19 protein-coding genes are annotated in these 19333 nt (G+C 58.6%); 7 read left to right on the top strand and 12 right to left on the bottom strand.

Annotation, left to right across the window (positions count from 1 at the left end):
* The 4 genes from CFT65_RS02035 to CFT65_RS02050 form a co-directional block, all read right to left on the bottom strand.
* Positions 1 to 570 carry a TMEM165/GDT1 family protein gene (locus tag CFT65_RS02035; protein ID WP_088826381.1) on the bottom strand — a complete coding sequence of 190 codons (570 nt, stop codon included), beginning with the start codon at positions 568 to 570 and terminating at the stop codon, positions 1 to 3.
* 238 nt (positions 571 to 808) lie between these two features.
* Positions 809 to 2200, bottom strand: a complete 1392-nt coding sequence (locus CFT65_RS02040) for an MDR family MFS transporter (RefSeq protein ID WP_088826382.1) — start codon at positions 2198 to 2200, stop codon at positions 809 to 811.
* A gap of 3 nt (positions 2201 to 2203) precedes the next feature.
* Positions 2204 to 2629: a MarR family transcriptional regulator gene (locus CFT65_RS02045; protein WP_088826383.1), complete on the bottom strand. Its 426-nt coding sequence runs from the start codon at positions 2627 to 2629 to the stop codon at positions 2204 to 2206.
* Positions 2630 to 2791: 162 nt separating this feature from the next.
* The gene (locus CFT65_RS02050; RefSeq protein ID WP_088826384.1) at positions 2792 to 4075 is read right to left on the bottom strand and encodes an MFS transporter; all 1284 of its coding nucleotides are present in this window, start codon (positions 4073 to 4075) and stop codon (positions 2792 to 2794) included.
* 232 nt (positions 4076 to 4307) lie between these two features.
* Between CFT65_RS02050 and CFT65_RS02055 the strand changes: the two genes are divergently transcribed.
* The 3 genes from CFT65_RS02055 to CFT65_RS02070 all read left to right on the top strand — a co-directional run bounded on the left by CFT65_RS02055 (position 4308) and on the right by CFT65_RS02070 (position 8324).
* Positions 4308 to 5249 carry a helix-turn-helix transcriptional regulator gene (locus CFT65_RS02055; RefSeq protein WP_088826385.1) on the top strand — a complete coding sequence of 314 codons (942 nt, stop codon included), beginning with the start codon at positions 4308 to 4310 and terminating at the stop codon, positions 5247 to 5249.
* A gap of 9 nt (positions 5250 to 5258) precedes the next feature.
* The gene (locus CFT65_RS02060; RefSeq protein WP_088826386.1) at positions 5259 to 7013 is read left to right on the top strand and encodes an ExeM/NucH family extracellular endonuclease; all 1755 of its coding nucleotides are present in this window, start codon (positions 5259 to 5261) and stop codon (positions 7011 to 7013) included.
* Between the two features lie 243 nt (positions 7014 to 7256).
* Positions 7257 to 8324, top strand: coding sequence for an AraC family transcriptional regulator (locus CFT65_RS02070; protein WP_088826388.1), 1068 nt, complete (start codon positions 7257 to 7259; stop codon positions 8322 to 8324).
* On the opposite strand, the gene queE is transcribed toward CFT65_RS02070, so the two are convergent.
* On the bottom strand, positions 8325 to 8981 hold the full coding sequence (queE, locus tag CFT65_RS02075) for a 7-carboxy-7-deazaguanine synthase (protein ID WP_088826389.1): 657 nt from the start codon (positions 8979 to 8981) through the stop codon (positions 8325 to 8327).
* Complete coding sequence (queC, locus tag CFT65_RS02080) at positions 8981 to 9646, bottom strand: 7-cyano-7-deazaguanine synthase QueC (protein WP_088826390.1); 666 nt, start codon at positions 9644 to 9646, stop codon at positions 8981 to 8983. Before queC ends, queE begins: the two co-directional genes overlap by 1 nt.
* 185 nt (positions 9647 to 9831) lie before the next feature.
* Between queC and CFT65_RS02085 the strand changes: the two genes are divergently transcribed.
* Positions 9832 to 10365, top strand: a complete 534-nt coding sequence (locus CFT65_RS02085) for a hypothetical protein (protein WP_088828125.1) — start codon at positions 9832 to 9834, stop codon at positions 10363 to 10365.
* A gap of 15 nt (positions 10366 to 10380) precedes the next feature.
* Here CFT65_RS02085 and CFT65_RS02090 read toward each other — a convergent pair whose 3' ends face one another.
* Positions 10381 to 10635 (bottom strand): hypothetical protein, encoded by a 255-nt coding sequence (locus tag CFT65_RS02090; protein ID WP_228705765.1) that lies wholly within the window; start codon positions 10633 to 10635, stop codon positions 10381 to 10383.
* Positions 10636 to 11155: 520 nt separating this feature from the next.
* Here CFT65_RS02090 and CFT65_RS02095 point away from each other — a divergent pair.
* A complete protein-coding gene (locus CFT65_RS02095; protein ID WP_088828126.1) occupies positions 11156 to 11428 on the top strand; it encodes a hypothetical protein in 273 nt (90 codons plus the stop codon).
* A gap of 25 nt (positions 11429 to 11453) precedes the next feature.
* Here CFT65_RS02095 and CFT65_RS02100 read toward each other — a convergent pair whose 3' ends face one another.
* The 3 genes from CFT65_RS02100 to CFT65_RS02110 are packed head-to-tail and all read right to left on the bottom strand — an operon-like array spanning position 11454 to position 15958.
* Entirely contained in the window at positions 11454 to 11867 is a 414-nt protein-coding gene (locus CFT65_RS02100) for a response regulator (RefSeq protein WP_088826392.1), read from the bottom strand.
* A gap of 14 nt (positions 11868 to 11881) precedes the next feature.
* Positions 11882 to 12439 carry a hypothetical protein gene (locus CFT65_RS02105; RefSeq protein WP_088826393.1) on the bottom strand — a complete coding sequence of 186 codons (558 nt, stop codon included), beginning with the start codon at positions 12437 to 12439 and terminating at the stop codon, positions 11882 to 11884.
* 33 nt (positions 12440 to 12472) lie between these two features.
* On the bottom strand, positions 12473 to 15958 hold the full coding sequence (locus tag CFT65_RS02110; protein ID WP_228705826.1) for a response regulator: 3486 nt from the start codon (positions 15956 to 15958) through the stop codon (positions 12473 to 12475).
* 172 nt (positions 15959 to 16130) lie between these two features.
* Between CFT65_RS02110 and CFT65_RS02115 the strand changes: the two genes are divergently transcribed.
* A complete protein-coding gene (locus CFT65_RS02115) occupies positions 16131 to 17201 on the top strand; it encodes a hypothetical protein (protein ID WP_088826395.1) in 1071 nt (356 codons plus the stop codon).
* On the opposite strand, the gene CFT65_RS02120 is transcribed toward CFT65_RS02115, so the two are convergent.
* Positions 17198 to 17449, bottom strand: coding sequence for a hypothetical protein (locus tag CFT65_RS02120; protein WP_088826396.1), 252 nt, complete (start codon positions 17447 to 17449; stop codon positions 17198 to 17200). The genes CFT65_RS02115 and CFT65_RS02120 overlap by 4 nt on opposite strands.
* Positions 17450 to 17645: 196 nt before the next feature.
* Between CFT65_RS02120 and CFT65_RS02125 the strand changes: the two genes are divergently transcribed.
* Positions 17646 to 17990 (top strand): hypothetical protein, encoded by a 345-nt coding sequence (locus CFT65_RS02125; RefSeq protein ID WP_008176786.1) that lies wholly within the window; start codon positions 17646 to 17648, stop codon positions 17988 to 17990.
* Between the two features lie 10 nt (positions 17991 to 18000).
* On the opposite strand, the gene CFT65_RS02130 is transcribed toward CFT65_RS02125, so the two are convergent.
* Positions 18001 to 19287, bottom strand: a complete 1287-nt coding sequence (locus CFT65_RS02130; protein WP_088826397.1) for a serine hydrolase domain-containing protein — start codon at positions 19285 to 19287, stop codon at positions 18001 to 18003.
* Positions 19288 to 19333 lie beyond the last annotated feature (46 nt).

The raw sequence follows: 19333 nt of genomic DNA on the forward strand, positions 1-19333 counted from the left end.
TCAGGAGTTCATAAAGGTTGCCCATATGGTTACGACGGCAAGCGCCACGAACAGAACACTTGCACCAATCCGGGCTGTGGCGAGGGGCAACCGTTCCATCAGCCAGCGTCCTGCCATGATAACCGGTATATTGGCCAGCAGCATACCCACCGTGGTGCCCAGAATAACCCAGAAGGTTTCAGTGAAGCGGGCGGCGAGAACAACGGTTGCAACCTGGGTCTTGTCGCCAATCTCGGCCAGGAAGAACATGATGGTGGTGGCCATGAACGCACCCATTCCCAGAAACTTCGACTCTTCGCTGTCATCCTTGTCCGGGACCAACAGCCACAGGGCGATGGCGACGAAGCTGATGGCCAGAATCCAGGGCAACCAGGCTTCCGGAATGAAGGAAGCGACCCAGGCACCGAGCCAGGCCGATAAAGCGTGATTGAGAACCGTCGCGACAAAAATGCCGAGAATAATGGGCAGGCGAGCAGCGTATCGGGCAACAAGGAAAAGCGACAGCAGCTGTGTCTTGTCACCAATTTCGGCAATGGCGACGGCGACCGTTGAGGCGAGAAAAGCGTCCATGAAAAAGTCCAGGGCGGATAACCAGACATGAGGCAGCTCACCTTCCGCCCAATGGAGGTGAAACCGCCTCAGGTCTTGCCAATTTCACCGGTGTCGCGATGAAACATGATAGCCATGGGGATTTGGCCCCAAGTGTGTTGACTATCATCCGGCCGGGAATTCCGGTCCGGAGGCTACTCCCCTGAAGAGATGCCGGCATATTAATGAATTCGGAACAGGGCCGCAACCAGGCAAAAGGCTAGGCCCGCATCTTCCATACCGGAATTGCGGCGACCGCGACGAATGCCGCCACCAGCCACCAGGCTGAGTGGAACGCGTTGATCGTGGGCATCCCAGAAGTGTGCTCACCGAATTCAATCGTCAGTGCCACCAGGTTGACGCCAAAGGCGCCCCCGAGCTGGCGCATGAAGTTGAGCGTGCTTGAGCCGGCCCCCAGTTCCTGTGGCTCCAGCGGATTCAGGGCACCGGTCGACAAGGCCGGAAGCATGAAACCGATCCCTATGCGGCCGAGTACCGTCCAGAGCACCAGCCAGCCAAAGGCGAGCTCGAGATCGGACACCGCGAACAGCACGGCGGAAAGGGCAAATGCTCCAATACCGAACACCACCAAACCCCGGGCACTGTGTCTGTCCGCCATACGACCCGCCAACGGAAATGTCATACCCAGGACAATCCCCGCGGGCAGCATCAGCAAACCTGCCTCCGTCGCGCTGAAGCCGAGGGCTGTCTGTACGAACAACGGAATGAGGTAGGTGGATCCGAACAGCGCCAGGCCCAGTGCCATGGCACCCAGGCAGGCGAAAACAAAGACCGGCTTGCGCAGCAGGGCAATGTTCACCAACGGATGGGCAGTTCGTCGCTCACGCAGTACGAAGAGCAGCAGCCCGCCGAGGGCCAGTAGCCCTTCAGCCACAATCCAGCTCTTCTGGCCCGCCGCCTGTTGCAACCGGTTCAGAGCGTCGAGCGACAGGGCGATGGTAAACCCGAGCAATACAAGGCCGGGGAGATCAAAGCGATAGGGGGCTGGCCGGGACACCGGCAAGGGCAGGAAGCGCCAGGCCATGAAAACACCCAGCAGCGTGACGGGAGCCGGTGCAAACATCACGTAGCGCCAGTCTAGCTGATCAACCAGAAAGCCTCCCAGCACCGGACCGAGGGCCGGCGCCAGAATAACCCCCATACCGTAGATACCCATGGCCTGGCCGCGGCGATCGCGTGGGAAAATCCGGAACACCAGATACATGCCCATGGGCTGCATCAGGCCGGCCATGGCACCCTGGCCGATCCGGGCGGCGATAAGCTGCCCCGGCGTCTCGGCAAAACCGCCGGCAAGGGAAATCAGGGTAAAGAGAAACATGGCTACGGCAAGGGTCTTGCGAACCCCGAAGTGATCCAGCAGCCAGGAGGAGGCCAGCATGGTGGTGGTCATGGCGGCGATAAAGCCCGTTGCCAGCCAGTGAACCTGGCCCTGGCGAATGCCGAACTCCACCATGATATCGTGCAACGCCACATTCACCACGGTGGCGCTGAGAACGGTGGCCATGGTGCCTATCATCACCGTGGCCACTGCCAGCCAGCGCCAGCGATCCCCGTAGCGGGCTTTCAGGCCCTCAACCGAGTTATCAGCCAAGGGTTATTTCTGCTTTTCGGCGTTTTCCAGGATCTTGTGGAATACCTTTATGGTGCACTCGATCTCTTTGTCACTGATGCCCTCGAGCATTTCCTCGCGCAACACCTCAGCCCGCCCGGAAAGGTCATCCATAAACGCCCGGCCGGCGTTGGTCAGATGCAGCCGCCGCGCACGGCGATCGTTCGGGCAGGGCCGGCGTTCGATCAAGCCCTGCTGCTCGAGACTGTCCAGCAGTCGAACCAGGGTCGGATTCTCGATCGCCATCAGGCTTGCCAGCTCCCGCTGGGTGAGGCCTTCACCACCTTTTTCCAGGTACACCATCGTGCTCCAGCGCGCCTGGGTGACGCCCAGATCCTTCAGGCGCTCGTCCAGCATTTTTCTCCAGCGCCGGGTAACCCGCGCTACCGCAAAAGGAAACTGGTCTCTCATTTGTCGTCACTCCATAGCAAAAGAGGGCTTGGCCCGGGCCGGGCGCTGCCGCGCCTTCGGCCAATTAATCACATTATCGGAAAGTCACCAATAGTATGCTAACCATTGTGATAAAAACAGATACGGAAGTAAAAACAAAATCGGGGAAAACCGAAAGCAGCGTCAGCTCGCCTGACGCTGCTCTTCGTGCATCTCCTCGACTTCAGGAGACTCATGGAATTCGGTATTTCGCGGATCGATCTCGGCAAGAACCGGCGACGCTTCCGGCATGGCGGGCACGAAGTGCTCCTGATCTGCAACAGCAACGTCCTCGGTATGACTGATCCGGTAACTGGTGATCACGGCCAACAGCAGCAGGAAGCCGGCATTGCCGAAGAACAGGCCTTTCGGCCCCAGGAGGTTGATCAGCTCAGCCATGACAACCGGCCCGATGACACTGCCAACCCCGTAACTGAGCAACAGCGTGGCGCTGGCCGCAACAATACGGGTGCTTTCCATTCGGTCATTGGTGATGGCCACAGCTACGGGGTACAAAGCGGCTGAAAGCCCCGTGAACACACCAACCAGGAAGGTCAAAAGCCACGCATTGTCGGCCCCAAGAACTCCGACACCGCCTGCGGCGGACGCCGCTACCAGGGCGATACAGAACATCACCCGGCGACGGTCGAAACGGTCGCAGAGCCGGCCCAGCGGCCAGGCAAGGATCATCGCCGCGACAATGGCACTGGCCATGAATGTGGATGTCCGTGCAACGTCCAGCCCGACCAGTGTTGCGTACACCGGCCCAAGCGCATAAAAGCCGCCAATCATAACGCCACAAATCAGGGCGCCGGCAACACCGGAAAAAGATTCCCGGGCCAAAGTGAAAATAGAGATTCGCTGAACCTGCTCAATAACAGGCGCTTCCATTTTGGTCAGTGCAAGCGGCATCAGGGCCAGCGCCAACAGGATCGCAGCAATCGAGAAAGGCATGAAGTTGGCGGGGTCGCCGATATTTACGATGAGCTGGCCGCCGGCGGCGGACAGATAAAAAACAATCTGGTACACCGCGAACAGCGCCCCACGGTTGGCATTGGTGGCACGGCTGGAGAACCAGCTCTCGATGACCACTAGCACACCGGCAATACTGAACCCGGAGAGTACCCGCAGAACGGCCCAGAAAATCTCGGAAACAGCCATCGGATAGAGTAGCGATGTGACAGCGGCAGCGGCGGCAAACACGGCGAACGCGCGAATGTGACCGACCCGACCAATAATGCGGTGAACGTAGAGCGTACCCAACACAAAACCGATGGAATAGCAGACCAGAACCCAGCCGATAATATCCGGCGATATCGTCTCGATACTCAGACGGATGCCCAGCAGCGTCATCAGGAATGCATTGCCGCTGACCAGCAGAATAATGCTTAGAATCAGGGCAGACAGGGAAGTGACCATTCGGGTCATTACATCAGCTCCGGGCGTTACAGGATATTTTCGCTTGGACGACAAACAACATAGCAACAAGTCCCGGACTTTACCGGCGACGTATTAGATCAGTAGCGGGAGGTAAAACCACTAGGCACTTCCCGAAACCTGTTAACTGCATCACAAAAACCCGCAAAGGCCGCCGTGTAGCGGTTTAACAGGGTTTTACATTAATGCGCCGTAACAGACCATGAGTGCCGGAGCAGGTAACATGAAAACGAGCTATTCATTGGACCGTGAGCGCCTGGTTATGAAAAAAACGGACTGGCCCATCCGCTGGGATCTGCTGCTTCGCTATCGACTCATCGAAACGATTGCCCTGTGGGAAGGTCGTCTGACTACCAACCACATCTGCCACAGTTTCGGGATCGGTCGTCAGCAGGCGTCCAAGGATATCAACACCTATCTGCGCGAACTGGCGCCGGGCAATCTGGTTTATGACCGCCACCTGAAAGGCTATGTGCCGGCCGAGAAATTTCGTCCGGTAGTTACGCGGGGGGTGGTGAACGAATACCTGGATCTGCTTGCCCGTCAGCAGAACCTGAGCAATACGTTTGAGTCCCTGAATATTGGTCTGCCGGACAGCACCGTGGTCCTGGGCCCGAGCCGGGTGATTGCGCCGGAAACCATGCGTGCCGTGGTGACGGCAACACGGCAGGGCAGGCAGTTGCGCGCTAGCTACGCTTCCCTGAGTCGACCGGAAGCGGTGGAAAGCATTCTTGAACCCCACACGCTTGTTTGTGCCGGCAACAGCTGGCACTTGCGGGCCTGGTGCGACTCCAACCGGGAATTCCGGGATTTTGCCCTGAGCCGTTTCCGGACTTCGCCCGAAGCTTTACGTCAGCGTGCAACACACAGCCGGGAGCAGGACGAGCACTGGAACCGGGAGGTGACCCTGGTAGTTACCCCCGACCAACGGCTGACCCAGGCGCAACAACAGATCATCGCCCGGGACTATGGCATGGAGCATGGCCGCCTGGAAGTTGCCTCCCGTGCCGCACTCGCCCCCTATGTGCTGTCTCGGCTCGGCATTACGTTCGACAACCACCATCCGGATCCGCTCGTACAGCAGCTTGAGTTGGCCAATCCGGACCAGTTGGGATTTGGCAGCAAACGGGAACAGGCTCTGAAAGCCGTTGCCGGTCTCAGTTAAACTGCCAGTGTGAATTCTGAAACCCGGCGGTATTCCTTTCTCTGTATCCTGATTCTGTCGTTCCTGCCTGTGGTGGCAGCGGCAGAATCAGTTTGTGGTGACCCCGCAACACCCATTTCCCGGGTCCAGGGCACCGGCCCGGCCTCGCCTCTGGCAGGCGATACCGTCACTGTCGAGGGCATTCTGACTCAGGATTCCCGGTCAGAAGGCGGATTTGGCGGCTTTTATCTTCAACAGGCCGACCACCAGACCGACCAAAATCCCGCGACATCCGAGGCGCTGTTTGTTTACACCGATCGCGATATCGCCGATGTCGGCATGCGACTGCGGGTAACCGGCAAGGTGAAGGAATACCACGGACTGACTGAACTGGTGGCCATTCGGAACATCCGGATTTGCGGGCGGGAAGCACTGCCCGCAGCCATCCCGGTGGCGCTGCCCTGGACCGTGGTTCAGGAACATCTGGAGAACATGAAGGTGACTTTCCATCAGCGACTGACGGTGGTGGATAACTACAACCTCGGCCGCTACGGCGAACTGGCGCTGGCAGCCGCAGATCAGGTCCAACCCACTGAGTACCTTCCTCCTGGCGACGAGGCGTACAGAGCATCCATCCGGAACCGTCAGAACCGCGTGCTGCTGGACGACAACCGCTCCATCAGAGACCCCAGACCCATACCCTGGCCGCCCGGGGGTTTGTCCGCGACAACCGTGCGCTCTGGCGACCAGATTGAGGGGCTTGTCGGGGTACTGGACTTCCGCTTCGATGCCTGGCGAATCCAGCCTGCCCAGGACCCCGTTTTCCTGGCCACCAACCCTAGAGGACCCGCGCCGAAGTCCCTAGATCCTGTTCGGATTATGGGACTGAATCTCGGTAATTTTTTCAACGGCGATGGTCGTGGCGGGCAATTTCCAACAACCAGGGGCGCAAAGACATTGGCGGAGTTTCAGCGCCAGCAACAGCGGCTGGTGCAAACACTTCTGGCCCCCGATCCCGATATCCTCGCGCTCACGGAACTCGAGAACGACGGCTACGGCGCGCACAGTGCCATCGCCAGCCTTGCCGGGGCTCTGGGCAGTCAGTGGCGGTTTGTCAGCACCCCAGGCCAGGATGGTGATGACGAGATCCGGACCGGCCTGCTCTACCGCAGCGACCGTGTCAGCGCCATTGGCCGACCGGAACGGCTTGCCAGCGGCCCGTTCAGATCCGGTGGCCGGCCGCCGCTGGCCCAGGATTTCAGTCGCGTCGATCGCGAGGCAACTGTCAGGGTGGTCGTTCCTCACCTGAAATCAAAATCCTGTCGGGGCGCCAAGGGCGATGATCGGGATCAAGCCGATGGCCAGGGGTGCTACGCCAGTCGCCGGACGAACGAAGCAAAGGCACTGGCCGGCTGGTCCGGCATCCACTCCAGGGGACACATTTCGGCCGGCACCCTGATTATCGGTGACCTGAACAGCTATGGCCGTGAGCAACCCATTGCGGTACTGGCCCAGGCAGGCTTCGCGAGCATGATGCACCACTTCCATCCCTGCACAGAAACCAGCTGTGGCCATTACACCTACCGATACCGTGGCGAGAAAGGGTCGCTGGATTACGCCCTCGCCTCCGAGACATTGAAGCCACGGGTCGTTGGTGCTCGAAGCTGGCTGGTGAATGCCGATGAGCCCAGGGTTCTTGGCCACCAGAACGAGTACGCTGTTGACCGGCAGTGGCCCTGGCGGTCCACCGACCATAACCCGGTTCTTGTTGACCTGGAGCTCTGAGTTTCAAGCCCTGTCCGCTGAAGCCCGGCCCATGGTTGCCCGCACGGGACAACGATTTATGCTTCAGGCCCGGCGGCTGGGCCAGTGAGCCACCGAGGTGCCTCCTGCAAACCGGCCGCTAATTGGCCTTTCAGGCCATTTATTTCGTCAGCGAAGTCATGGGGGAACGAACCGGGAGGCGCCATAATCGTTGAACTACGCGTTCTGCGAGATAACAAGAACAGAATCAGACGAGGAAACCCCATGCGCGCCTCCGTTTCAACGGCACAGGACCTGGGCATGCCGGCCATTTACCTGCATCTTCTGGCCGAGCTGCTGAATACTATCGGTGTTGATGAACAGGACCTTCTGCTCCGGGTCGGACTCGACCCGGCCCGTCTGCAATCCACCGATCTACGGGTCAGTCAGACCCAGGCCAGCGAATTTGTCACCCGCGCAATTATCGAGAGCGGCGAGCCGGGACTCGGAATCATGCTCGCCCGGGAACTCAAGCTACCACTGCACGGAGCTCTCGGCACGGCGGTCATGAGCAGTCGCACCCTGGGCGATGCAATGGAGCTGATGACCCGATACCTGACACTGCGGGTGCCCCATCTTCAGGTCTGTAAGCGGGAAACCGGGAAACTGGCGTGGTACGTTGTGAGCTGTGACATCGATCTCGGCCCCCTGCACGGGTTTATCATGGACGCCATGCTGTTCGGTTGCGTTTCCATGGGCGCGCAACTGACAGGCTCGGTAGTTGATGGCTTGCGGATTGTTCGGCGCGGGTCGGAACCGGCCTATTTTCACCGGTTCCGCTCTCAAATCCCGGTACTGGTTGAGTTCGGTGCCACGGAGAATGCCCTGGTGATCCCCACCGCCCGCCTGGATCTGCCCGTGCGCTTCACCGACGACCAACTGGCGGCCTCATCAAAAGCCCAGTGCGAGGAGGCGCTGGGGCAGCTGACCGAAGACGCCGGATTTGCCTGTCGGGTCCGGCGGGTGATCGAAACCAGTCACCCCTTCCCACCGAAACTGGCAAGGGTTGCGGGCACCTTGTTTGTCTCCGAAAGGACACTCAAACGGCGACTTCAGGAAGAAGAAGCCCGCTTCCAGCAGCTGGTGGACCAGGTCCGTCTGGAACGGGCACAAGATCTGCTCCGCAGCACCAGCATGAACCTGAGCCAGATTGCCGACGCCCTCGGTTACGCCGATGCGGCGAACTTCACCCGGGCTTTCAAGCGCTGGACCGACAACAGCCCCAGTCACTACCGCAACGCGCCGTCAAGATCCGCCCTGACGTCGGCCGAGCGGGCACTGGCAACCGGTTGATCAGTCAATCCCGATGATCTTGTGCATCTGCAGAGTAAGACGCCACTGGGGATGCGCGAGACAGTAGTCAGTAGCACGGCGGGTATTGCTTTGCTTGATTCCGTCCACGTCCGTTTCGGGTATCGAAGGGGAGGCCATGGGCGACAGAAAATAATGGCTCGCGCGAATACCCAGGAATCGTTCCGGCATAGCCAGGGGCTGCGGATACACCAGTTTCAGCTCGTCACAGGCCTCGATCACCACCGGGGCATCGGCTTTGGGGCTGACGCAGAGCCAGTCAATGCCTTCAGGAGCCGGCAGGGTGCCATTAGTCTCTACCCCCACTTCGAACCCTTCCCGGTGGAACGCCTCGATCAGGGCACCATCCAGCTGTAAAAGCGGCTCGCCACCCGTGCAAACCACATAAGGCTTGCCGGGCGCGTCCGGCCAGAGATTCCGTATGTGACGGGCCAGGGCTCCTGGCGTTTCAAAACGGCCACCATTCTGGCCGTCCGTGCCGACAAAATCGGTATCACAGAAATTGCAGACGGCAGTGGCGCGGTCTTTCTCACGACCGGTCCAGAGGTTGCACTTGCTGAAACGACAGAACACGGCAGCCCGGCCAGCCTGGGCGCCTTCGCCTTGCAGGGTGTAGAAGGCTTCCTTGACCCGATACATCAGACTGCGTCCTCGTATTCCAGAGGATCGGTCACGCCATTGACAGCAAACGCTTCCAGGCGCTCAACGCACGAGCCGCAACGGCCACAGGCCTGCTCACGGCCGTTGTAGCAGGTCCAGGTCTGCGAATAATCCAGGCCCAGGCGGAGACCTTCGGCCAGGATCTGGCCCTTGTCCATAGTCATGAAAGGCGCCTCAATGCCCACGGGGTCGTAGTTGGCGACTCGGCAGACAGCATCCATCTTTTCCACGAACTCCGGGCGACAGTCCGGGTAGATGGCATGGTCGCCTCCGTGAGCCCCGTACCAGACAGCGCCGGCACCCACGGTTACGGCGTAGCCGGTCGCCAGTGACAGGAGGATCATGTTGCGGTTCGGCACCACGGTCGCTTTCATGCTGTCTTCTTCATAATGGCCTTCCGGGACTTCCAGATCCGAGGTCAACGATGAACCGGCCATCACCTCACTCATTGCCCGGATATCAATCACTTTGTGGGGAATACCCTGCGCCTCACATACCGAACGCGCGCACTCCAGTTCCCGGACGTGACGCTGACCATAATTGAAGGAGAGCGCATGCACCTGATATCCACGATCCCTGGCCAGGTGCAGCAGGGTGTAGGAGTCCATGCCCCCGGAATAGATTACAACCACAGTGTCTGTCATTCGGGCTCCCCGTATGGTGCCATTGGATGTTGGCTGGTTTACTGTTGCGCCCGTTACCTGTTGCTGTCATCGGGCTTTTACAATGAATGGACATATTGTAACAGTGCAGGCACAGGTTGAGTTCGCGTCTCGGTTGCCGGGCGGGTAAACTCAGCGAAAAACAACTCATCAGCTACACTGACTCCATGACCACTATCCAGCCGGCATTCATCGATTTCGAGGCATCCAGCCTTGATCTGATCGCGAGCTACCCCATCGAGGTGGGGATCTGCATGCCGGATGGCGCCCTCCATAGCTGGCTGATCTGCCCCCATGTCCTTTGGCAGGACTGGTCGGAAAGCGCTGAACAGATACACGGCATTTCCCGTGAGACTCTGGAAGCGGATGGCATTGCCGTGGGTAAAGTGGCCAGAGCCCTGAACGAACTGTTGCCGGAGCAGGTGTTTTGCGATGCCTGGACGTTCGACAGCTTCTGGCTGCACCGGTTATTCAGGGCGGCCCGCATTAGCCCGGCGTTTCAGCTGGAGTCCATTTCAGCACTTCTGGATACCCGGCAGGTGCGCCAATGGTCGGCGCTTCGTCAGCAGGTGATTACGGAACTTGGCCTGCCAGTGCACCGGGCGGCAAATGACGCCCTGATCCTCCACCAAACCTGGGCAAGGATTGACCGGGACCGTGAGACTATGACCCCTTTAACGGGTCAGAGCAGTCAGGCCTGATCCTGTATCAGGGGATCAGTGCCTGAAGTGGCGGACCCGCAATGCGATGACTTCGAGACCATCCCGAAGGGTATTCAGAGTCCAGTAGGTCACCAGCACCATAAGAGCGGCCCCCGTAACGGTAAACACCAGATTTTCGCCCACGACCTGCTCCCGCGCGGCAAGCAGGTAAAGACCCAAGGCGACAATCAGGGCGAGCTCAATCAATGCATGGGAACGGAACTTTCTACTGGCAGATCCGGCGTCGTCGGACATTTTGCTAGGTTTCAACCTCTATCTGTCTATGGCAATAAATGGAAAGGTAGTATGCGAATTATCGCCAGGAAAATCTGTACGAAGTAGTGGCTACGAAGATTCCACTACCCAAAAAAAACGCAGCCATAAAGGCTGCGTAGAAAGGAGAGATCCATTGACTGCCTGGCGCGGCAGGCAGTCAGGATTGCACAACGTAAAACACGTGACGACGATATTATGCCAACGGCCCATGGGGCAGTCTGTAGGGGTTTGCCGAAGATGCAGACCTATTGCAAACGGCCCATTAGCCTATACACTGGTAAACGAACCGAAACTCAAGAGCCGGTATGACCAGAATGATTCCACAGTTTATTGCTTACACAGCAGCAGGTTGCCATGCAGGGCAGTCTGTTCGCGCGATGGTAAAAGACATCTAACGGCTTTCGGTCAGTCCCGGGAGCCTATGTAGCGACCGGGTCAGCTTCTCCGCGGAACCCCGGTTGCTTCAGGCACCGGGGTTTTGTTTTTGCAGCCGCAGAACGACAAGGAGAACATCATGAAAAGACATCCGACAACTCGCGCAGCAAACCAGCCCATGAATAATCGCCAGGGTCCGATCAAGCGTCCGGAAAAGCTGCCGCTGCTGGATGCAATCTGCAAAAAACTTAATCAGCGCGTCAATCTGGATGACGAACAGCGGGTGCTGGGAGTGTATGAGCGGGGCTGGATCTTCAAGGGCGTCCTGGGCAATACGAACGACGCCGAGGCAAGGTACGTCAGAGCACTGGCGACCCGGTACAATTCCTGGATCGCACGGCAGGTCGCCTGATTCAGAAGCCGCGTATCTGAACCGGTCAGTGGCGCCGGTTCAGGCCCTGCATCATCGCCATATCGCCGCCGTGAACCATGGCGTAATTGTTCACCACATCGTGAATCTTTTCCTGAGAGTAGGGCTTGACCACGTACCCGTTGGCACCAGCACTGATCGCCCGCTGAATACTCTCGATGGAATCATCCGCCGTCACCAGCACAATGTGCTGCTCCTCACGGGCTTCCTTGAATTCCAGCATCAGCTCGTGCCCATCGCCGTCCGGCAACCCCAGATCCAGCAGGATGATGTGAAATTCCCCGGCCTTGAAAGCCGTCCTGGCGGAAGCCGCGTCAATACACTCGATCACTTTGGTTGCGCCAGCGTTGTAGAGCATGTCCACCAGCCGCTCTCGCATCACCGGCTCATCTTCCACTACCAGCACTTTCAGATCCGTCATGTGGGTTGCTCCTCTCAAGCTGTCGGGTCGGTGCCTGGGCGCCGCGGCAGGTCCAGCGGCGCTGGTCGGGGCTCGCTCATGTCACTGTCGTCAGACCGTCGCAATGTCTCCTGGTTTGCCGTCGTCCCGTCCTCCATGCCAAAGCGTGTGAGGATATTGCTGATGCTAACGGCCGTTGTGTACAGGGATATGGCAATAATCAGAAGGATCGGCTGAACAAAGGTGACAAAAGCGGGCACATCCGCACTGCCCAGTATACTCAGGATCAGAATGATTGACGGGCCCAGTACCACGAACAGGGTCAGAGCGATGAAGAAAACGATCCGTTCCTTGTAACGCCCGAGATCCCGGTTGGTCACCAGACCGAGCACGAACTTGCCGATGGCAAGACCGGCAAGAATAGCGGCGGCGATACTCAGGTCTGGCCGGAGCAGGGTTTCGTAAAGCTGGCCTTCCCAAAGTCGTTGCATGCCGATAATCAGAAAGGGAAACAGCACGAACAGGATGTCGGCATAGGTACCGTACATCATGCTCAGGGAATGGTGTTCTCGGCGTTCCGGCAGCTCACTCATCGGGTTCTTCCTGTTGGTTGTTCTCGGCACACCTCACCCCGGGGTTTCCCCAGCGGCGAGGGCACGGTCTATCATTTCACCGAGTCCCTTCAGTTCGCTGCGAACACTGTCCCAGTCCGGCTCAGTGACTTTCAGCAGATCTTCCAGTATACCCGCCTGTCGAGTCATCAGCGGATAGCCCATGGCTCCCGCCGTGCCCTTGATCTGGTGGACTTCGGTTTTCATTGCTTCACGATCGGCGTCCGCCAGCGCGGCGTCCATTCGGGTCCGTCGCGCGGCAAGCCCATCAAGAAACTCCGCCACCAGGTGGGCAATTTCGGCGTCTTCGCCGGTATCCGCGGCGAAAACGGGCCCCGTGCCCAGCAGTCGATCCAGCAGGGCCGTCAGGTGGGACTGATCAATGGGCTTGTTCAGCACGCCGTCACAACCGGCCTCAAGCAATGCATCGGTTTCCTGCTGATCGCCGGCTGTGAAGGCAATCACCGGCCGCCGAAACCCGGCCTGGCGCAGCAACCTGGTGGCATCAACACCATCCATACCCGGCATGTGACGGTCCATCAGCACCAGATGAACAGTATCGGATAATGCTGTCCGAACCGCATCCTCACCGCTGGTAACAGCCACGACGTCCAGACCTTCCCGACGCAGCATACGCTCCACCAGCTGACGGTTCTCGATGTTGTCTTCGGCAACCAGCACTTTGCCCTGATAGCGCGGCGTTGGGCTGTGGGCAAGTTCCGGGGTGACCGACAGGTATCGAGCCAGGGTTTCATAGAAGCGCTGCTTGTCGATGGGCTTCACCAGATGTTCATTGCAGCCCGCCAGCCGATAGTCGGCAATGTCTTCGGACATCACATTGGCGGTCAGGGCGATCACCGGCGTATTCACCCCGGCTTCGCGGAGTGCCGCCGTCGCATCACGGCCATTCATCACCGGCATCTGTATGTCCATCAGGATCAGATCAAAAGGTTCGCGAATCGCCAGTTCCAGGGCTTCCGCTCCGTTGCTCACATAGACCAGCTCGGCGCCGGTTCGTGACACCAGCAAGGAAACAAGCCGCCGGTTCACCTCGTTGTCTTCGGCACACAGAATACGCCCCGACAGTCGTGGCGCCACCACCAAGGGGATGGCCCTGCGGCGCTGGCTGAGCTCCGAGGCATCGCGCAGAAAATGAACCTCATCCAGTGGCCCCGTCCGGATCGAAAGCTCAAACTCGCTGCCCTCACCATAGGTGCTATTCACCCGGATATTGCCGCCGAGCATTTCGGCCAGACGCCGGGAAATACTGAGCCCGAGGCCGGTTCCACCATACTGCCTGGAAATGGCCGCACTGCCCTGGGCAAAGGGATCAAACAGCCGCCCCAACTGTTCCGGCTTCATACCAATGCCAGTATCCACCACCCTGGCCACCAGCAATTCCTGGTCGCGATCACAGCGGATCATCAGGGAGATGGACCCTTTGTCGGTAAACTTCAGAGCATTACCGCAAAGGTTGATGATGATCTGACGCAGACGGGTCGGGTCGGTACGGACCTGCTCCGGCAATGGGTACTCGCAGATGATGCTGAAATCCAGACCCTTTTCCCGGGCCCGGGGGGCAAAAAAGGCGCGGATTTCATCGAGAAGTTCCGGCAGATTGACCGACACGATATCCACATTAAGTTTGTTGGCGTCGATCTTCGAATGGTCGAGGATGTCGTTGACCAGGTCCAGCAGATGGCGCCCGCTGCGCACCACAGTCTCTGCACTGCTTCTTTTCTCCGGACCACTGAGGTCCGGATCAAGCAGGGTTTCACCGTACCCGATGATCGCCGCCAGCGGCGTACGGATTTCATGGCTCATATTGGCCAGGAATTGGTTCTTTGCCTCCGCTGAATTGCGCGCGAGCTCTTTTTCCAATCGTTCGTGCTCCCGTTCCCGCTCGATCCTCTGACGGTTGTGGCTCTCCGTGGCGTCGATACAGGTTCCTTCCAGGTGGGTCGGCTCGCCCTCGGCGTCATACACTGTGTGCAGCGAAATGGTGGCCCAGCGTTCGTCACCATTCCGGGTCAGGTATCGGGCCTCAATACCCTTCACTGTCCCCCAGGCCTCCAGCTGTTCAATCACCAGCCGCCGCAGGCGGTCATCAGCGATGCAGGTTTCCAGTACATCCGGATTGCGTTTTAACAGTTCCCGGCTGCTGTTGTAGCCCAGCAGCCGGGCCATGGCCGGATTGGCGGTCACAAAACGCCGGTCCGGGGACATCTGGAACACCCCCTCTATGGCATTGTCGAACAGCGACTGGTAGCGCTGAAGATTCGACAACGCCCGCTGGCTCCAGCCCAGGGCCTCGCCCTGAACCTGCTTGATCCTGTCGGCAAGGGCAAACGAGAACAGAATGATCTGGGCGGTCAGGCCGAACTGGGGCGAGTAGGCGGTGAAGGTGTTCAGTGGCAGTATGCCCATCACCGTCAGGGCATAGATGCCGAAGCCTACCAGGGCCAGGGTCCAGGCAAAAAAGTAGGAACGGGCCGCCGGGTTGTAATAACGCCAGGACAGGTAACTGACAACGATCAGGATCAGGCTCAACAGCACAGAGCCAACCACAATCCATTCCATGGCCACGTGGTAGGGCAGGAACAGGGACAGCACAAAAGTCGCGACCACCGAATAGAGACAGAGGCGGATGACCTGATCAAGGTCGGCAGATCGCTCCCGGGTCTCCAGCAGTGACCTTGCCATCAGCAGGCCCCAGAACCAGGTCAGAATGATCTGGAAATGAAGCAAATGCTTGTCGAAAAGGGCGGGCCGGCTCTCGAGCAACTGGATACCGTGAACCTGTTCGGTAAAGATAAAGATGGTCGCGAACACCAGGTAGAGCACGTAATAAATGTTGCTCCGCTCGCGCACGGAAACCGCGACGAACAGGTTGTAGGCGAGAATCGCGAGCACCGCACCGAGCAGTATGCCCCGCACCAGCTCATCCACCGAGACTTTTTCAATATAGCTGTCTGGGTGCCACAGGCTGATCGGCAAACGGAAAGTGTTGGTGTTGACCACCCGCAGATAGACATGGCTGAGCGAATCCGGCGCCAGGGAAAGGCGGAACGTGGGGTTGGGGACCGCCAGATCGCGTTCAGCCCAGTTATCCTCGTACCCGGCGTGGCGCTGCTCAACCAGGGCGCCGTCACGGACCATGAACAGGGCGACTTCATCCACCAGGGGCAGGGCGAGTTCCAGGATCCATCCGTTCTGGTCGAGGTTTCGGACGGAACGCAGATCCAGGCGCACCCAATATGCGGACTCGGTGTAGCCGAAGTTCAACACGCCGCCTTCCTGGCGCGTGAAGGCGTCCGATTCGAGTGTTCGAACCTCATCCAGAGTCAGTGCCTGCCCCGGATCTTCGAGGTACCAGATACAGCCGCCCAGATCACGAATATTCTCGACACCACCATCCAGTACAATCTCGCCATCATGGCAGGGCCCGGCTGCACTGGCTGAAGACGGCATCATGGCCGTGGCCAGTAGCAGGGCCACCATCAATGACGTCACCGATGGGAGCGCCAATTCAAGCCGTTGCCGCAAAATGTGATCTCCGCGAGGGTAGGTACCTGTTTTTTGTTTTACTGTCAGTAGCCTCACCGGGGCTAGACCGCCCCGGAGGTTCACTTTAGCCAATCACACCGTTTTTCGCATCCCGGGGCCTTCTGAAATGAGACATTCCTGCATTTTCGCCGCTGTTTCCATGACCACGCTTTTCCTGAGTGGCTGCGGACTTGAGGATACAGGCCCTTCAGCGTTCAATCCGGCTACCAATGTGGATCTGACGTTCTCGAGCTTTGACCTGCAGAACACTGAAGTGGCCCCGGACAACCTCAGTCACACCCGTTTCTGGGATTTTTACCGCGGCATCCAGCCCGCGGCAGAAGAGTCCGACGACCTTGATACCACCAGCGAAATACGCAGCCACATCAGGATATTTATTCGCGCCACAGCAACGGAGTCCGACACGAGTTATGACAGCGTGCGCAACCCTCTGGACCTGATGAATCAGGTGCTGGCTTCCGGCGAAGTCACCAATTTCCAGGAAGGCAAACGGTACATCAGCCAACGAATTGCCGATGGCGTCGCGGGCACCTACAACACCCGGGGCAACGGCGCGCAAATCCGGTTCACAGAGCAGTCGGCTGTGATTGCCGATCTGCCCCTGAACGACCAGCTCTGGATCTATCCCACCCTTGACTGGCGCTACCTGCCGGATGGCCCGGAAGGCTCGGATCTCGAGAACAAGGTGTATCGCACGATCCAGTATGTCAGCCGCAGCGTTGAGAAAGCAGACCAGTCGGCCCAGCCGGAACTTGTCAGCGTGCTGGCAGGCAGCCGGTTTGATGCCAACAGCTTCGTCACGCTGGGCTATAGTCCCACCGAGTTTGCAACCGCGGACTACCTGAGCCGCACCTATGGCAGCATCGAATTACGCCAGGATTTCATCGACGAGAACACCGATACGTTGTTTATAAAGAATGACGAATCGGAAGTGATCGAACTCAACCGCTATCCCGGCTATGCCCAGGATGACAACCATCCGGACTGCCTGAGGATCGAGCTGGATTACAACATGGAGCTGGTCAGAATTTTTGCCTCGGATGGTGAGCCGGCTCGCATTGACGATCCTGACTCAGCGGAGGAGCAGGACAAGATACCGAATCCGGCCAATTGCACCTACCAGGAAGACGCGGACGCCGTTACCAGTTGGTCAACGGTGGCTATCGCCGAGCGCTAGCTGGCGCCGCCATCCCTGAGGTCCCAGTTTTGCAGGAAGCCTTTCTTGCGGTCGATCATCCGTTCATAGGTGGAGATCATAATGGCCGCATGGGGTGCTTTGACAAGACGCAGGGTTTCGATTCGGCGTTCAAGCCGTTCAACTTCAGATCGCAACTGCTTATGCACATGATTGCGAACGCTGTCGTGGTGGTCCAGCTTGACCTCGCGAGAGGCTGACTGGTGGCTGGGGGGTGAGGGCTTGTCCATTCGGCTTCTCGTCCATTGAGTCGTGATAGATCCTTTTCCCATCACGCAAGTCTGCACAACGGTCCGACAAAGTGCAATTAAAATGAATAGAGTTTCATTTTTATTTTCAGCCCTGCCGGACCTCCTGTCATCCAGACGACAGAACCCCTGCTATAGTTCCCTGTAGATAAGACATTGCCCACCGACAGGAGCTCCCATGACCCAGACATCCGTGGCGGATACCCTCCGTGAATATCTGTCGCTGCTGGAACTGCTGGACGATGCCTACTGGGAAGCCAGCAGCATTCACCACAAGGACATGCTGTACGACATCATCAGCATCTTCAGCCAGGAAGTGGCCGAGATAAACAAGCTCAGTATCCAGGACCACCATTACCCCTATGAGGTCATCACCGAAGGCATCCGCCGGGTTGTACCCAAACTTGAGCGACTCGATGAAAACCGCGAAGACGTGATCCAGCGCACCCAGACCCTGACGGATTTCAGGGACATTCTGTCATCGGTGCTGGGCATACTCGAAGCCCAACTCAGGACTCTCTGAGCCCGTCGCCTCAGGCGGCGATCAGCGGTCGCCGGTGTTCCGGTATCAACGGAAAACGGTTGCCCACGGTATACACGAACTTCGCCAGTGCCGGCAGGTGATGACCGACGATCGGGATGCCGGTGTTCAGCAGACTGACCGAAATATCACGGGCCGCATCCGCCCAACACAGCTTGTTGATCAGACCCACGTGACCGAAAGCAAACCGGCTGTTCTGGCCCCAGAGACCCACCGGATTGCCACCCAGCATCATGCCGGCACTGAAGCGCATGGGTATCATCATGGTGCGGTCTATCTGTAGCGAACCGAACTGTTGAATAGCCCGTCGAATGGTGATTTCGCTGCAGATTCTCCGGCCGTTCCAGAGCCCGCCATTCAGCATCATCTGGAAGAAGCGGCCCATTTCCTCGGCGGTTCCGCACAGATTTCCCGCCGGAATCACCGCTTCCTGGAACCTCGGGTCATTGGTAACCCGCTCGACTGTCCGGATATCGCCACCCAGCGCACGGTTAACAACCCAGGAAACCGGGAAACGCGGTGTTGGTCCGGTGGCGTAATTGCAGGCCAGGTCATCAAGATGCTCCGGGGCGATCCCATAGGTAAACCACTTCATGCCCATGGGCCGACGCAAGTGCTTATCGAGGTATTTTTCAATGGTGTCGCCTGTGACGCGCTCCAGTACCCGCTGCAGGACAAAACCGCCGGTGATGGCGTGATAGGCCACCTTGGCACCATCCACTTCCACCGGTCGTGCGGCACAGAGCAGACGCCAGATTTCATCGTTGTCCCACAGCACATCAATCGGCGTTTCCCTCGGAATGGCCGGAATGCCACCCCGGTGGGAGAGAATCTGGTGAACGGTGATTGTCCGCTTGCCGTTAACGCCGAACTCCGGACAGTAGTAGGACACAGGGTCCATCAGGTTCACCAGCCCCTGCTCTGCCAGCATGTGCATCAGCAGTGCGGTAACCGCCTTGGAGGCAGAGAAGTAGCAGATCGGCGTATCGGTGGTCATCGGGACTTTAACCGCATCTCGCGGATCATGGGGGCCATTGCCACTGGCATGGCCAATCGCCCGGTGCAGCACCTGCTCACCCCGGTGGCGGATGGAGATCTGGATCCCCGGATGCACGCCGGTCCGGTAAAGGCTCTGGACGCTGCGCCATAGAGCATCAACCGTCTCCTGGCTGACGCCGGCAGCAGCCGGGTTTTCACCAGCGGCGTCCCGGAAGGTTACGGTTTCAAGGTCCTCGGGAATCTGGCTGGTGTGGAGGGCACGGCGGGCAAGTCGGTTCATCGGCTCAAACCTTTTTCAGTACGATTGTTGTTTTTCTATGTTCAAC

It is taken from the genome of Marinobacter sp. es.048, from assembly GCF_900188435.1.
Lineage (GTDB): Bacteria > Pseudomonadota > Gammaproteobacteria > Pseudomonadales > Oleiphilaceae > Marinobacter.

Bases quoted from the DNA above. Each gene is read 5' to 3' on its own strand.
- CFT65_RS02035 (WP_088826381.1), bottom strand. From the start codon at position 570: ATGGACGCTTTTCTCGCCTCAACGGTCGCCGTCGCCATTGCCGAAATT.
- CFT65_RS02045 (WP_088826383.1), bottom strand. From the start codon at position 2,629: ATGAGAGACCAGTTTCCTTTTGCGGTAGCGCGGGTTACCCGGCGCTGG.
- CFT65_RS02050 (WP_088826384.1), bottom strand. From the start codon at position 4,075: ATGACCCGAATGGTCACTTCCCTGTCTGCCCTGATTCTAAGCATTATT.
- CFT65_RS02055 (WP_088826385.1), top strand. From the start codon at position 4,308: ATGAAAACGAGCTATTCATTGGACCGTGAGCGCCTGGTTATGAAAAAA.
- CFT65_RS02070 (WP_088826388.1), top strand. From the start codon at position 7,257: ATGCGCGCCTCCGTTTCAACGGCACAGGACCTGGGCATGCCGGCCATT.
- queE (WP_088826389.1), bottom strand. From the start codon at position 8,981: ATGTATCGGGTCAAGGAAGCCTTCTACACCCTGCAAGGCGAAGGCGCC.
- queC (WP_088826390.1), bottom strand. From the start codon at position 9,646: ATGACAGACACTGTGGTTGTAATCTATTCCGGGGGCATGGACTCCTAC.
- CFT65_RS02085 (WP_088828125.1), top strand. From the start codon at position 9,832: ATGACCACTATCCAGCCGGCATTCATCGATTTCGAGGCATCCAGCCTT.
- CFT65_RS02095 (WP_088828126.1), top strand. From the start codon at position 11,156: ATGAAAAGACATCCGACAACTCGCGCAGCAAACCAGCCCATGAATAAT.
- CFT65_RS02100 (WP_088826392.1), bottom strand. From the start codon at position 11,867: ATGACGGATCTGAAAGTGCTGGTAGTGGAAGATGAGCCGGTGATGCGA.
- CFT65_RS02105 (WP_088826393.1), bottom strand. From the start codon at position 12,439: ATGAGTGAGCTGCCGGAACGCCGAGAACACCATTCCCTGAGCATGATG.
- CFT65_RS02110 (WP_228705826.1), bottom strand. From the start codon at position 15,958: ATGGTGGCCCTGCTACTGGCCACGGCCATGATGCCGTCTTCAGCCAGT.
- CFT65_RS02115 (WP_088826395.1), top strand. From the start codon at position 16,131: ATGAGACATTCCTGCATTTTCGCCGCTGTTTCCATGACCACGCTTTTC.
- CFT65_RS02120 (WP_088826396.1), bottom strand. From the start codon at position 17,449: ATGGACAAGCCCTCACCCCCCAGCCACCAGTCAGCCTCTCGCGAGGTC.
- CFT65_RS02125 (WP_008176786.1), top strand. From the start codon at position 17,646: ATGACCCAGACATCCGTGGCGGATACCCTCCGTGAATATCTGTCGCTG.
- CFT65_RS02130 (WP_088826397.1), bottom strand. From the start codon at position 19,287: ATGAACCGACTTGCCCGCCGTGCCCTCCACACCAGCCAGATTCCCGAG.